General features: G+C 40.0%; 13 protein-coding genes. 7 read left to right on the top strand and 6 right to left on the bottom strand.

The window, feature by feature from the left end:
• Window positions 1–18: 18 nt before the first annotated feature.
• Entirely contained in the window at window positions 19–465 is a 447-nt protein-coding gene (locus BFP75_RS13820; protein WP_099545959.1) for a retropepsin-like aspartic protease, read from the top strand.
• Window positions 466–520: 55 nt separating this feature from the next.
• On the opposite strand, the gene odhB is transcribed toward BFP75_RS13820, so the two are convergent.
• Together odhB and BFP75_RS13810 are read right to left on the bottom strand one after the other, a co-directional pair.
• Window positions 521–1,798, bottom strand: coding sequence for a 2-oxoglutarate dehydrogenase complex dihydrolipoyllysine-residue succinyltransferase (gene odhB, locus BFP75_RS13815; RefSeq protein ID WP_099545958.1), 1,278 nt, complete (start codon window positions 1,796–1,798; stop codon window positions 521–523).
• A 32-nt stretch (window positions 1,799–1,830) separates the two neighbouring features.
• A complete protein-coding gene (locus BFP75_RS13810) occupies window positions 1,831–4,626 on the bottom strand; it encodes a 2-oxoglutarate dehydrogenase E1 component (protein WP_099545957.1) in 2,796 nt (931 codons plus the stop codon).
• Window positions 4,627–4,746: 120 nt separating this feature from the next.
• Between BFP75_RS13810 and BFP75_RS13805 the strand changes: the two genes are divergently transcribed.
• From BFP75_RS13805 to BFP75_RS13800, 3 genes are read left to right on the top strand one after another with little or no spacing between them, the layout of a single operon-like run.
• On the top strand, window positions 4,747–5,259 hold the full coding sequence (locus BFP75_RS13805; protein WP_240531793.1) for an alpha-ketoglutarate decarboxylase: 513 nt from the start codon (window positions 4,747–4,749) through the stop codon (window positions 5,257–5,259).
• Window positions 5,260–5,301: 42 nt separating this feature from the next.
• Entirely contained in the window at window positions 5,302–5,523 is a 222-nt protein-coding gene (locus BFP75_RS22415; protein WP_240531792.1) for a hypothetical protein, read from the top strand.
• A 27-nt stretch (window positions 5,524–5,550) separates the two neighbouring features.
• On the top strand, window positions 5,551–6,405 hold the full coding sequence (locus BFP75_RS13800) for an acyltransferase family protein (protein WP_240531791.1): 855 nt from the start codon (window positions 5,551–5,553) through the stop codon (window positions 6,403–6,405).
• Window positions 6,406–6,437: 32 nt separating this feature from the next.
• Here BFP75_RS13800 and BFP75_RS13795 read toward each other — a convergent pair whose 3' ends face one another.
• The 4 genes from BFP75_RS13795 to BFP75_RS13780 form a co-directional block, all read right to left on the bottom strand.
• The gene (locus BFP75_RS13795) at window positions 6,438–6,791 is read right to left on the bottom strand and encodes a hypothetical protein (RefSeq protein WP_099545956.1); all 354 of its coding nucleotides are present in this window, start codon (window positions 6,789–6,791) and stop codon (window positions 6,438–6,440) included.
• Between the two features lie 21 nt (window positions 6,792–6,812).
• Complete coding sequence (locus BFP75_RS13790) at window positions 6,813–8,084, bottom strand: metal-dependent hydrolase family protein (RefSeq protein WP_099545955.1); 1,272 nt, start codon at window positions 8,082–8,084, stop codon at window positions 6,813–6,815.
• A gap of 74 nt (window positions 8,085–8,158) precedes the next feature.
• Entirely contained in the window at window positions 8,159–9,175 is a 1,017-nt protein-coding gene (gene galE, locus BFP75_RS13785; protein WP_099545954.1) for a UDP-glucose 4-epimerase GalE, read from the bottom strand.
• Between the two features lie 42 nt (window positions 9,176–9,217).
• Window positions 9,218–10,372, bottom strand: coding sequence for a DegT/DnrJ/EryC1/StrS family aminotransferase (locus tag BFP75_RS13780; RefSeq protein ID WP_099545953.1), 1,155 nt, complete (start codon window positions 10,370–10,372; stop codon window positions 9,218–9,220).
• Window positions 10,373–10,463: 91 nt separating this feature from the next.
• Between BFP75_RS13780 and BFP75_RS13775 the strand changes: the two genes are divergently transcribed.
• The 3 genes from BFP75_RS13775 to BFP75_RS13760 all read left to right on the top strand — a co-directional run bounded on the left by BFP75_RS13775 (window position 10,464) and on the right by BFP75_RS13760 (window position 14,760).
• On the top strand, window positions 10,464–11,702 hold the full coding sequence (locus tag BFP75_RS13775; protein WP_099545952.1) for a 3-deoxy-D-manno-octulosonic acid transferase: 1,239 nt from the start codon (window positions 10,464–10,466) through the stop codon (window positions 11,700–11,702).
• Window positions 11,703–11,718: 16 nt separating this feature from the next.
• Complete coding sequence (locus tag BFP75_RS13770) at window positions 11,719–11,967, top strand: hypothetical protein (RefSeq protein WP_099545951.1); 249 nt, start codon at window positions 11,719–11,721, stop codon at window positions 11,965–11,967.
• A 966-nt stretch (window positions 11,968–12,933) separates the two neighbouring features.
• Window positions 12,934–14,760 (top strand): helix-turn-helix domain-containing protein, encoded by a 1,827-nt coding sequence (locus tag BFP75_RS13760; RefSeq protein ID WP_099545949.1) that lies wholly within the window; start codon window positions 12,934–12,936, stop codon window positions 14,758–14,760.
• Window positions 14,761–14,838: the final 78 nt, after the last annotated feature.

Here is a 14,838-nt window from a genome sequence, read left to right as displayed (position 1 = left end):
GAAACAAACTAAAACCCAATGAGCTTTCTTAAAAAGTATTTAAAGAAAAAAGGGTACGTTAGCATTCCCTTGACCCTGACCAAAACAAATCACTTGGAGTTTACAGCGAAGATCAACGGCATGGCCGGAAGATTCATTCTGGACACGGGTGCCTCCAATACATGTATTGGCTTTGACAAAATCGATTATTTCAATCTAAAATCAAAGGAATCCAAGATAAAGGCGGCCGGTGCAGGGGCAACCGATATGGAGACCCTCACCTCCAAAAAAAACAGCATAGAAATTGGTAAATGGCACCATAAAAAGTTGAAAATCGTGTTGTTCGACCTTGTTCATGTAAACACGGCACTTATAACCCATAAGGCGGAACCGGTAGATGGGATTATTGGTGCCGATGTACTTAATAAGTCAAAAGCGATTATCGATTACAAAAAGAAATTGTTGTTTCTCAAAATCAAAAAATGATTAAAACAAAAAAAGCACCGATGTATCGGTGCTTTTCTTTATTGAGTTTGGGGGTTTACATTTCCAATGCTTTCTTCACATCATTGTCCATCAACAACTCCTCGGGACTCTCCAAGGCCTCTTTAACAGCTACCAAAAATCCTACGGATTCCTTACCATCTATGATCCGGTGATCGTAAGATAAAGCCACATACATAATTGGCGCAATGGCAATGGCACCATCCCTAGCTATAGGACGCTCCACGATATTATGCATTCCCAAAATGGCACTTTGTGGGGGATTTATAATGGGTGTGGACAACATAGACCCAAAAACACCACCATTTGTGATGGTAAAGGTACCTCCGGTCATCTCATCTACCGTTATTTCACCTTCCCTTGCCCGTAAGGCCAATCTTTTCACTTCGGCCTCTATACCCCTAAAAGAAAGATTTTCCGCATTTCTAATAACGGGAACCATCAACCCTTTTGGTCCTGATACCGCAATACTAATATCGCAGAAATCAAAGGAAACCATTTCCTTTTCATCAATCATGGAGTTTACGGCAGGATACATTTCCAATGCCCTTACAACGGCCTTGGTAAAAAATGACATAAAGCCAAGACCAACACCGTGCCTATCCTTAAAGGCATCCTTATATTTATCACGCAACTCGAATATTGCTGACATATCCACCTCGTTAAAAGTGGTCAACATGGCCGTTTCATTTTTTACGGATACCAATCGCTCCGCCACCTTTCTCCTTAACATGGACAGTTTTGATCGTGATTCCCCTCGACTACCCCCTGTAACGGGAGAGCCCATGGAAGGTTTGGCATCCATAGCATCTGACTTTGTAATCCTACCATCACGACCCGTACCGGAAACACTTGATGCATCAATACCCTTTTCATTGAGTATTTTCTTAGCTGCTGGCGAAGCCACACCAGATGCATAAGTTTCCTTTGCCTGAGGAGGTTGGGGAGCCTTTTCACTTTCCTTTTTTTTCTCCTTGGAAGCTTGTTGCTTATCCAAATCCTTTTCGGCATTACTCGAGGAACCTTCGTCTCCACCTGTTGCTGAGCTTGCCGCCTTACTGGCGCCATCTGGCTTATCAGCCCCGGTATCTATGAGACAAACCACCGCCCCCACGGCAACGGCATCACCTACCTCTGCCTTTAAGGTAATGGTTCCGCTTGCCTCTGCGGGCAACTCCAACGTTGCCTTATCTGAATCGACTTCCGCAATGGCCTGGTCCTTCTCAACATAATCCCCATCTTCGACCAGCCACTCGGCTATCTCAACTTCAGTTATGGACTCCCCCGGTGAGGGAACTTTCATTTCTAAAATCATTCTTTCTATAATTAGCTATTCTTAAATCTTAATTATTTTGGTTTGGACATATTATCCTTCGTCTTGTCAAAGACATAATCGATTACTTGCTGATGCCTTGCTTTGGACCGTACTGCACTTCCCGCGGCTGGAGCTGCGTAAAACCTTCTAGAGGCCATCCTAAACTTGTTCACATCGCTAAAATGCATCATTAAATGGCTCCATGCGCCCATGTTCCTTGGTTCTTCCTGGGCCCAAACAATATCATCCGCATTTTTATACTTGGCAATGATTTCCTTCATTTGCTTATCAGGTAATGGAAATAACTGCTCCAAACGAACGAGTGCGACATCATCCCGATTCAATTCCTCTTTTACGGCAAGTAGGTCATAGTAAAACTTACCGGTACAGAAAACTAAGCTTTTGACCTTTTTAACATCAGCAGAATCATCGTCTATTACTTCCTTGAAACTACCGTTTGCCAACTCCTCCACAGTAGAAACCGCCTTTGGATGTCTCAACAAACTCTTTGGGGTAAAGATAATAAGCGGTTTTCTAAAATTGGCTTTCATCTGCCTCCTTAAAATATGGAACATCTGGGCCGGTGTTGTCACATCGGCAATATACATGTTATCCCTGGCACATAGCTGAAGATATCTTTCCATCCTTGCGGAAGAGTGTTCCGCACCTTGGCCTTCATATCCGTGAGGCAACAACATTACCAGACCATTCTGTAGCTTCCATTTATCCTCTGCTGCAGAGATATATTGATCGATCATAATTTGGGCGCCATTGCTGAAATCGCCAAATTGGGCTTCCCAAATGGTCAAGGTATTAGGACTTGCCATGGCATACCCGTAATCAAAACCGACTACACCATATTCTGACAATAGGGAATTATATATTTGAAACCTTCCCTGCTCTTTGGATATATTGTTGAGCAACAGTACTTCCTCTTCGCTTTCCTCAACCTTCATAACCGCGTGTCTGTGGGAAAAGGTTCCTCGTTCCACATCCTGTCCGGACATACGTACGCCAAAACCTTCCTGTAACAATGTTCCATAGGCCAACAATTCGCCCATGGCCCAGTCCAAGGAATCCTCCTCAAAGTACATTTTATGTCGGTCTTTCACCAACTTCTCCACTTTGCGTAAAAACTTTTTCCCTTTTGGTAGCTCCGTAATTACTTTGGCAATCTCCGTTAGTTTTTCCTTGTCAAAGGTAGTATCTACAAGGTCCATCATCTCCCATTCCCGCACATTCTCAAAGCCTTTCCATTCATCGGCCATAAATGGCGTAATAATGGTTTTATCCTCTTTTCTGGAATCCTCCAATTTAATTTCAAGGGAATCCTTGTACTGTTTTTCCAATTGGGCCACATAATCTTCATTGATTACGCCTTCCTTGATCAAACGCTCCGCATATATGTCGCGCGGATTCATATGTTTGGCTATGGCCTTGTATAGTTTTGGCTGTGTAAACCTGGGCTCATCACCCTCGTTGTGCCCGTATTTCCTGTATCCCAAAAGATCTATAAACACGTCCTGTTCAAATTGCATCCTATATTCCAAAGCGAACAATGCCGCATGGACAACAGCTTCCGCATCATCAGCATTTACATGCAATACCGGACTCAAGGTCACTTTACCAACATCCGTGCAATACGTGGAACTTCTGGCATCCAAATAATTCGTGGTAAACCCTATTTGGTTATTTACCACTATATGAATTGTGCCCCCAGTCTTATAACCATCCAAATTGGCCATTTGTACAACTTCATATACAATGCCTTGGCCAGCAATGGCCGCATCCCCATGTACCACAATGGGAAGTACTTTTGAAAAATCCTCTGGATAATGGGCATCTTGCTTTGCCCTGGTTATACCTTCAACGACGGCACCCACCGTTTCCAAATGTGATGGATTGGGCGCAATGTTCATTCGAATCTTATTCCCATTATCGGACATTCGGTCCGAGGTCCATCCCAAATGATATTTTACATCACCATCAAAAATCTCCTGTTCATAATCCTTCCCGTCGAACTCACTGAAAATGTCCTTGGCGGATTTCCCGAAAATATTGGTCAGCACGTTCAACCGGCCCCTATGGGCCATTCCCATGACGAACTGCTTTACACCCAATTCGGCCGCTCTTTCTACGATGACATCCAAGGCAGGAATCAAGGATTCGTTACCTTCTAGTGAAAATCGTTTTTGGCCAACATATTTGGTATGCAAAAAGCCTTCAAAGGAAACCGCCTGATTCAACTTCTTCAATATATGCTTTTTCCTTTCCGGACTAAATTTGGGGTGATTGTCATTGACATTGATCCAATTCTGTATCCATTTGATTCTTTCCGGTTTTCTGATATACATATATTCCACACCGATGGAATCACAATAGATACTAGTCAAGTGGGCGATGATTTCCCTCAAGGTACTTGGTCCTATCCCAATGATGTCCCCCGCGTTAAAGACCGTATCCAAATCTGCCTCTGTAAGACCAAAATTTTCTATGTCCAGTGTAGGCTCGTATCGCCTTCTTTCCCTAACGGGATTTGTTTTTGTAAACAAATGCCCCCTACTCCTGTAGCCATCTATCAACCTAATCACCTGAAACTCCTTTTGTAAGGATTCCGGCATTTCAACTTGGTTGCCGTTGATGGTAACGGTACTTCTGTTTTCCGGGTGGATATCCAATTCGTCCAACGAACTCTCCATACCAAAATCGAAACCTTGAAAAAAGGCGCGCCAACTTGGCTCAATGCTATCCGGATTGATTAAATACTTGTCATATAACTCGGAAAAAAAAGAGGTATGAACAGCATTCAAAAAGGAATATTTATCCATGAATTACTTTCTGTATCTTTAGAAGAAATTTGTACAAAAATACAACATTTACTATATCTAACGGAATGTTGCATGGTAATATTGAAAAAAAATAATGTTTAAAACAAATTTTAAAAAAGGATGGATAAAAAATACATTTTAACCTGTTATCTCTTGCTTTTGACAAGTTTGGTCTTCGCCCAATCCTATACCAATAATTCCGGATTTTTTGAAAGGGTACGCTATGGAGGTAGCCTTGGAATGGGATTTTTTAACGGTGGATTCAACATCAATGTTTCCCCTAGTGCCATTTATCCCCTTACCAATGAATTTTCTGCAGGGGCCAGCCTAAATTTCAATTATGCCAAATTCAACGATGAAAAACTTTTGGCCTATGGAGGAAGTATTTTATCTCTTTACAACCCAATCCCCGAAATACAACTTTCAGCAGAATTTGAGCAACTTAGGATTAACAGATCTTTGGAAGCCTTTCCAACTAGGATAGAGGACAATTATTGGCTTCCGGCCCTATTTTTAGGCGTGGGTTATAGCACGTATAATGTCACATTTGGCTTACGATATGATTTACTGTACAATGACAGAAAAAGTATTTATGGAAATGCCTTGATGCCATTTGTACGGGTGTATTTTTAAACTATACCTTCGACTCAGAAACCAATAACCAAACCAACCAATATGAACAAATTGAAAAACAGATACCTCTCCCTTGATGTTTTTAGGGGACTGGATGTGGCTTTAATGATCATCGTAAATTCCCCCGGAAATGGAGATACTAGTTTCGCCCCTTTAAAGCATGCGGAGTGGCACGGTTTCACGCTAACGGATCTTGTTTTTCCAACCTTTTTGTTTGTGGTTGGCAATGCCATGAGCTTTAGTATGAAAAAATACGAGACCTAGGGAGATGCCGCCTTTTTCAAAAAAGTATTGAAGCGATTCAGCATTATCTTTCTCTTGGGATTCTTAATGTATTGGTTCCCATTTTTTGAAAACGGAACGCTAAAACCAATTGCCGAAACCCGAATATTTGGGGTTCTCCAGCGTATTGCCCTATGCTATCTTTTTGCTTCCATTTTGCTCTATTATTTCAAAACACGCACGGTAATTATATTTAGCGCATGTGCCCTGATTGGTTATCATATCCTATTATTGGCTTTTGGTGACCTTACGTTACTAGGTAATGCCGTTTTAAAGCTGGATATATTTTTAATTGGTGCCGACCATATGTACCATGGCAATGGAGGAGTAGCTTTTGATCCTGAGGGGTTATTAAGCACACTGCCTTCCATCGTGAATGTCATCGCAGGCTACCTTACAGGTAAATTCATTCAAAAAAATGGACAGAACTATGAAACAGTGGCTAAACTTCTAATGGCAGGTTGCGTTTTGGTGCTTGCAGGATTGGCTTGGGACCTAATTTTACCCATTAATAAAAAATTATGGACCAGTTCCTTTGTACTTTTAACATGCGGAATCGACCTCTTCGTAATTGCTATTTTGGTCTACTTGTTAGATATGACCAAGACCTTTAAAAGGACCTACTTCTTTGAGGTTTTTGGAAGAAATACGCTTTTTATTTACCTCTTGTCCGAAATCTTCGTTATCAGCCTGTTTGAAATCAAAATGAAAGGAACAAGTGCATACAATTGGATAGCGGATACTATTTTCATTGCTATTGCAGGAGACTACACGGGATCCTTATTGTTCGCCCTTTGGGTTATGTTGACTTGCTGGTTGGTAGGTTATTTTATGGACAAGAAGGGCATTTATATAAAGGTTTAATTTTTTGAATCGCAACGAGCCAAAAAACCTAATTATTTATACTTGTTTTTGAGCCAAACTTTTTGAAATTCCCGCTTTAGGATCAGAAACGCCATTTGCCCCGAAACCTCAACCGCATCGGTAACCTCTATATGTTGAAATTCCCTTTCCGGAATATCTATGATATAAAGAACGTTTAGATATTCAGAAAACCGTTCCATCATCAAGAAATAGATTTTCTCGACAAGAACCTTGATCAGTTCATCACTTTTGATATCACTAGTTATATTCAAGGGATTATTGGCCAAGGCAAAATCCTTTTCCAGTTGCAACACCAAACGGTCATACAATTCTTGATTTCCGGATAATTCCAATAACTGCCTGCTATTCTGAACTTGGTACTCCATATAAGGATTTAAATCTTGGAGTTACTGCTTATAGACAACCCCTTCCTTCATCACGAAAGTAACTTCTTCCAATGTGTCCACATGTTGCAATGGATTTTCATCTACGGCCACAATATCCGCTATAAAACCTTCCTTTATCTGCCCCAAATTATCCATCCCCAAAAGATTGGCATTGGTGATGGTTGCCGATTGCAACGTTTCAAGTATAGGCATCCCTGCTCGGTGCATATACCCAAATTCCTTACCATTTTCCCCATGGGGCGAAACCCCTGAATCCGTTCCAAAGGCAATGGGAACCCCTTTTTTATAGGCCTTGGCAAAGGTTTTCTCTGAATAGGGCCCAATCTCCAACGCCTTCTTGGCGACTACAGGGGGAAAATAGCCCGGTATTTTAGCCAAGCGTGCCGCTTCCTGACCTGCAGAAATCGTGGGAACCAAATAGGCATTATATTGAATCATAAGGTCCATGGTTTCTTCGGACATCAACGTTCCGTGCTCAATGGTCTTAATTCCCCCTTTTATGGCCCGCTGCATCCCCTCATCACCATGTGCGTGGGCGGCGGTCAACATTCCATAGTCTTTGGCCGTATCCGTAATCGCCTTTATTTCCTCTATGGTAAATTGTGGATTTTGTCCATTTTTTGCCACACTTAGTACACCTCCCGTGGCGGTAATCTTGATAACGTCAGCTCCGTTTTTGTAGCGTTGGCGAACCGCCTTTCTGCCGTCTTCCGGCGAGTTTACAACTCCCTCCTTGGGTCCCGGGTCCCCCATGAGGTCATCCCTGGTTCCGTTGGTGGGATCCGCATGGCCCCCTGTAGTTGCAATCGCTTTACCTGCGGTAAATATTCTTGGCCCTATAATGGTACCTTTATTGACTGCATTTCTGAGGACAATGTTCACGCCCGAACCTCCCAAATCACGTACGGTGGTAAATCCGGCCATCAAGGTTTTCTTAGCGTAAATCGTAGATTGAAAGGCTACGTCCGCTTCATTTTTGGTAAATCGCTCCAAATATCTGGATGGACTTGATTCACTTTCAATATGAACGTGCATATCGATAAATCCGGGTAGGACGGTCTTTGATTTTAAATCCACTACCTTATCGGCATTGGTGCCTGAAACAAAGCCATTTCGGATGCTTTTTATCAATCCGTCGGAAACAACAATAGTCCTTTCTTCAAGCAGCTTGCCAGATGCAACATCCAATATATTTCCACATTGGAGATAGGTGTCCTGGGCGCTTAAAAATGCAGTGCCCAAAAAAAGTAAAATGAATGGCAGGTTTTTCATACGGAAGAGATTCTAAATTAAATAAGGGGAAATATAGCCATATTTCCCCTTATTCACATTCATATCCTATGAAATCATTTTCTGATTTTTTGTTCCCAATCCCAGGCGGATTTCATGGCCTCATCCAAGGAATATTGTGATTTCCAGCCTAGGATGGTATTGGCCTTTGTCGTGTCCGCATAGGCCGTAGTAATATCGCCAGGCCTACGACCAACGATTTTATAGTTCAATTTTTTGCCAGAAACCCTTTCAAAACTGCCGATGACCTCTAGAACGGAACTTCCTTTCCCAGTACCCACATTAAAAACCTCATAATTTTCAATGTTCTTGGAAGCCAATAAGCGTTCCAAGGCAACCACATGGGCCTTTGCCAAATCCACCACATATATATAATCTCGAATACAGGTGCCGTCCTCCGTGGGATAATCATCCCCAAATACGGAAAGTTCCTTTCTAAGGCCTATGCCGGTTTGGGTTATAAAAGGGACCAAATTTTGTGGCACCCCAATGGGCAATTCCCCGATCTGTACACTGGGATGCGCTCCCATGGGGTTGAAATAGCGAAGTGCTATAGCGTTTAAAGTAGGTGTAACCTTGCAGGTATCCCTTATGATCTCCTCACCCATTTGTTTCGTATTTCCATAGGGGGATTCTGCCTCCTTTACCGGAGCATTTTCGGAAATGGGCATTTTATCAGCTTGGCCATACACAGTACATGAAGAACTAAAAATAAAACTGGCCTTGTTCTTTTTACTGAGCTCTTTCAAGATATACACAAGGGTGCCAATATTATTTTCATAATACAGCAAAGGCTTCTCCACGCTTTCCCCTACGGCCTTGGAAGCCGCAAAGTGTATCACACCTTCTATATCCTGATTTCTTTGAAAAAAGTCTTCAACCTTGTACCTGTCCTTTAAATCCAACTTTTCAAAAATTGGTTTTATTCCGGTTATTTTTTCTATACCATCAAGTACCTTTTCATCGGCATTGGAACAATCGTCTATGATTATAACCTCAAATCCTTTGTCTTGAAGCTCTACTACCGTATGGGAACCTATAAAACCGAGTCCGCCAGTTACTAATATTTTCATTTCGATTATTTTGTCAAGCTTTAAAACTATTACTTATTGAGCTTAAGAATTCATAAACTCGATGACCTTATCAGTAATAAAGGCGATTTGTTCATCGTCAAGTTCAGTATGCATCGGCAGGGAAATAACTTCTTCCACCAATTGGTTTGTCACCTTAAAATCCGCTTCCTTATATCGTTCATCCAAATAGGCTTTTTGTCGGTGTAACGGAATGGGGTAATAGATTCCGCATGGAATAATGTTTTCCGCCAAAAACCTGACCAGACCATCCCGCTTACCACTGGTAATTCGTAAAGTGTACTGATGGAATACATGACAATCACAGGTATCACAAATACCCTCACAAGAATTGACCGTTTTTGGGAGTATAATGTCTTTCTGATTTTTTAAGGCCGCATTGTATTTCTTGGCCGCCGCCCTGCGGGCATCACAATATCCGTTCAATTTTGGGAGTTTTGCCCTTAAAACTGCCGCCTGAATGGAATCCAACCTGGAATTTACACCGATTACGTCGTGGTGGTATCTTTCGTACATCCCATGGTTTACAATGCCCCTAAGGGTATGGGCCAAATCGTCATCATTGGTAAAAATGGCACCTCCGTCCCCGTAGCAGCCCAGATTTTTTGATGGAAAAAAGGAAGTGGCTCCCACATGCCCTATGGTACCCGCCATTTTCTTTGTTCCGTTTGCCGACAAATATTTTGCTCCAATAGCCTGGGCATTGTCTTCAATTACATACAGATTATGCTTATTGGCCAAAGCCATAATAGCATCCATATTGGCACATTGGCCAAAAAGATGAACAGGGACAATAGCTTTTGTTTTTGGGGTAATTGCCTTCTCAACGGCATCAATATCAATATTAAAGGTATCCTTATCAACGTCAACCAATACGGGCGTAAGTTGCAATAAGGCTATCACCTCCACTGTGGCCGCGAATGTAAAGTCGGCGGTGATGACTTCATCCCCTGGTTTCAAACCAAGCCCCATCATAGCAATTTGCAAAGCATCGGTACCATTCGCACATGGGATTACATGTTTTACGCCAAGATATGACTCCAACTCCTTTTGAAAGGCATGTACTTCAGGCCCATTTATAAAAGAGGTGGATTCCAATATTTGGAAAATTGAGGCATTGACTTGTTCCTTTATTTCCTGATACTGACCGCCCAGGTCAACCATCTGTATTTTTTTCATTTTACGGTATTAGATGAAGTAGCGCAAAAATACGAAACGTCCCATAATGATTTTCTTGAAAGAACCGTAATTTAGTCGCAAACAAATCAATTTGCGCTACATCTATTCCTTTGTTGTTTCTATAACCTGGCAAATCCTAAAAATACTAGGGTTTGCCAACCCCAAGATTTCAAAATTTGTCAAAGGACGAAATATGGTCCTTGAAACCATAAGAAATGATATTTCCAAAAGCGATCGTGTTATCTGGATTCACGCCGCATCCTTGGGAGAATATGAACAAGGATTGCCCATTTTGGAGCAATTGAAATTAGAGTACCCCAACCGTAAAGTCTTGCTGACCTTTTTTTCACCTTCCGGATATGAGGTTAAAAAGAATTCCTCGCCTGCCGATATCATCACATACTTGCCTTTTGACATTCCGGGGAAAGTAAACTCCTTTTTGGATGCCGTTAGACCCGATATGGCAATTTTTATCAAATACGAGATTTGGCCTAACTATCTTTTTGAATTGCATAAAAGGGCCATCCCTACGATCCTGATTTCAGCTAGGTTCAGTTCCAAAAAAATCTATTTTAAAAATTATGGAGGTTTTATGAGAAAAGCTCTCCGCAGCTTCTCTTACCTATACGTCCAGGATAAACCATCCAAGGAACTACTTCACAAAATTGGAATAAAAAAGGTAAGTATCGCTGGGGATACACGTCTTGATAGAGTTGCGGAAATTCTAAAAAGAGACAACACCCTAGACGCAATCAGCTCTTTTTGCGAAGGGAAGAAGTGCCTTGTAGCGGGAAGCACCTGGCCAGAGGACGAGCGGATACTCACAAACTATATTAATCACGCACCCAATGACCAAAAGTTCATCATTGCCCCCCATATTATAAAGGACAGCCATATTCAAAGTCTTTGCCAGTCCATTGAGAAAAAGACCGTTCTATATTCTAAAATTTCACCGGTACTTGAAAATGATATTCAGGTGCTCATCGTTGACACTATTGGGCTATTGACCAAAATATACAGTTATGCCTCCATAGCGTATGTGGGTGGCGGATTTGCCACAGGCCTTCATAATACCCTGGAACCTGCTGTTTTTGGAATTCCCGTTGTAATAGGTCCAAAATATCAAGGTTTTCTTGAAGCAGAACAACTGGTCCAATTGGGAGGTATACTTCCAATACAAGATAAAGAGGGGTTTAATAGTGGTATCAATAGATTATTTAAGGACCCCCAAGAACGAAAGAGCATCGGAGAAATCAATTCACAATATATCTTAAATAACAAAGGGGCAAGCGTCCAAATCATGGCAGGGATACGTACATTATTAAAGTAATCAATGCCTGAAAAAGATGAAAAACCCAAAAATCATCTATTCCTTACTACTTGCCATTACCCTTTCTTCTTGTTGGGATTCATTTGTAAATACCAGGGAAAACAAAAATGAAGAAACCCAAAAGAAAATGGACTCCATCAAAATAAATTCCGACTCATTGACACGTCCCCTTAAAAAACAAAATAGGCCCAAGGGAAACAAAGCTTTGGACACTTTAAAGCCCGGAATAGCATTGGCAGCTTTTACAGTAAAGGAAATAAACTGAAGTTCGCTGCACGTAAAATTTCAGTTTTTAACAGAGGATTTTTCTCTCTTGGTCGAATTAACCACTTGTTTTTCAGAATCTTTATCTCAAAATCGGTATATTGTAGTAAACTTCCCCTGAGCTAGAACTGGAGGAATTGAAAATAAACTTTAATTTTTACTGCTACCAAGGGTTGGTGTATATCAATCCCTATTATCGAGTAAACAACACTATTAGGATTATGGAACAGGAACTTTCTTTTGGAGTGAAACTCCTCAATGGATTTTTAAAACTTATGATTGCTTGCCTAATTGGTATATTGGTCGCAATCCCCATTGCATTGATTTTGGATTGGTTAGGTATTATCGATTAGTATAAACAGATAGAATAGATTTAGGATGTGTGACTAAGGGTGCACATCCTTTTTTTTGGTTTAAAAAAATCGACCAATAGTTCACTTTTATCGATATAAAGTAACAAACCAAAATTAACGGACTACAAAATTAGGCCCGTATACCACGCTAAAGCCCCCCTACACAACAACGGCTACAATTAAAAGGTAGATTTCACGTACTTTATAATAAATAACTTTAAAGTAGGTAATGTTATGAACCATTTATCATTTAAAACCGGGGTTGACGCGTACTTGTCAGTTCTGATTATCGCAATGAACGCCTTTTTGGCAGTAGTTGCCGTAGGATCCTTATTGGCCTTGTTTGGCTTAATTTAAACCTTCTAAATTTCCAATTATAGATTAAAATCTACGATTTGTAAAAAACCCTCCAATTTGGAGGGTTTTTTTTTGGCTTCCCATTAAACCCCACTTGAACTATCCCAATACTCTATAGCCTAAACCAAAACCAATATTCTGATTATAAGTAAGTTGTGGTAACAGTTACAAATAAGAATATTAAATGCCTTTACATACATAGCTATTGACAAGTTTATTTTATAATTTAGTTTACCCCTAAGGTTGATAATGACGGTTTGAAAAAAAACTCCAAAATATTTGTTATTGTTTTTATTGCGATTCACGCATTTGCTTTTTCCCAAAAACAAAAAAAAGACAGTATTGCCGGATACTTTACTCGAATTGAAAAATTGGTTTCAGAAACTAAAAATCAAAACAAATATGATGAAATCAATAAATTGACCTCTATGAAGGATAACGCTTTTGGCAGAGAAAAAGCAGATATCCTACTTCAATTATGTCATCTATATAAATATAGAAATATTGACATAGCCAAAAACTACAATAAAGAAGCATTGGCCATATCTGAGGATCTCGATTATCAAAATGGTGTCTACAGGGCCAAATATAATTTGGCCTATCTCATGTTCATCCAAGGTGATTTCAATCGTTCTATGGAAGTCATTAAGGGTCTGGAAAAGGCAATAAATTACAAGCAATACCCAGAAACCTACGCGGAATTTGAAACCATAAAATCCGATATATACACGGAAAAGGGGGAATATGACAAAGCACTGGAAACAGGTCTCAAACTTTTGGACATTGCAGAAAACACCAATAATGAATTCATATTATCAAAGGCACACGCCGCTTTATCCCATTATTACCTTCGACTGGAAAATTATCAAAAAGCCCTGGAGCATTGTCTAAAGGGTTTGGATTTCATTATTAAACAAAAGGACAACCACTATATTTTTCAAAAAGTGGATGAAATAGCAAGGATGTCCGCAAAACTGGGAGACAAAGAAGCCGCCTTAAGAGCATACGATTTCTACTTAAAATTGGAAAAAGAACTATACTCCCCTGGTAGTTATATACAAAGCGTTGTGTATATGAACATGGCAGACATCTATCTTTCCAATGGCGAGTTCGAACGTTCCAAAAACTATTTGGACCAATCAATAAGCATGATAATGGCCAACAACTATTGGTTTCGGCTACCAAGGGCTCTTTTAATTCAAGCCGAACTTTATCTAAAGACCAGAGATACCTTAAACGCTATTTTAACCTATGAAAAAAGTATAGATGCTGCCGAAAATATCAACGCTTTTGACGTAATAAAATCCAACAGTCTAATTCTAATGGATCTTTATGACAAAGTAGGTAGGCCGGATAAAGTCAGTGAAAACAGGACCATGTACGACGCTATTAAAGACTCACTGTTCAACAATGAGAAAGAGCAACGCATAGTTATCCTAGAGGCCCGAAGAAAGATAAAAGAGGCCGGATTAAAACAGCAAGCATTGGAGTTAGAGAATATATCTCAAAGAGCGAAACTAATGTCTATAATAACTGTTTTGGTCTCAATTCTTGTCATTGGCTTATTTATAGCAGTCGCTTATGTGAAATTTAAGGAAAAAAACAAGGTTATTTATAGGAGGACCATTGAAAATCTTGAGACACAATTAAAAGCAGAAAACAAAAATATTCCCATTAGACCCTTAAATGTCAAAACTGAAGACAAAATAAATAATACTTTAGACGATAATGTAAAGGATATAATATTAAAAAGGTTAAAAAAATTGGAAGAGGAACTCTTCTTTATTGATTCCAGTTGTAACCTACATCAGTTATCAGAAAAACTTAAAACCAATCCCAAATATCTATCACAAGTTATAAATATTGAAAAAGGCTCCAATTTTAATAATTATATAAACGAGCTTAGAATAAATTACTTATTGGCAAGATTGGTCCAGGATGAAGAATTTAGGAAAAGAAAACTAAGTTATATAGCCTCATCCATAGGATATAACAATCTAAATACCTTCAACGCAGCCTTCAAGAAAAGACAGGGAATCCTACCATCCTATTTTATTAAGCAATTAAATGAAGAAGCATCATAGAACATTATTTATAAAAATAGAAAAAGGTAGTAAGATGAACCTTTACTACCTTTTTTTTGAAATTAAATAAACTAACTC

Origin of the sequence: Maribacter sp. 4G9 (assembly GCF_002742265.1) — a bacterium.
Classification (GTDB): Bacteria; Bacteroidota; Bacteroidia; order Flavobacteriales; family Flavobacteriaceae; genus Maribacter.
Note: the sequence above shows the minus strand (reverse complement) of the source record. Positions and strands in the feature narration are given on the sequence as shown.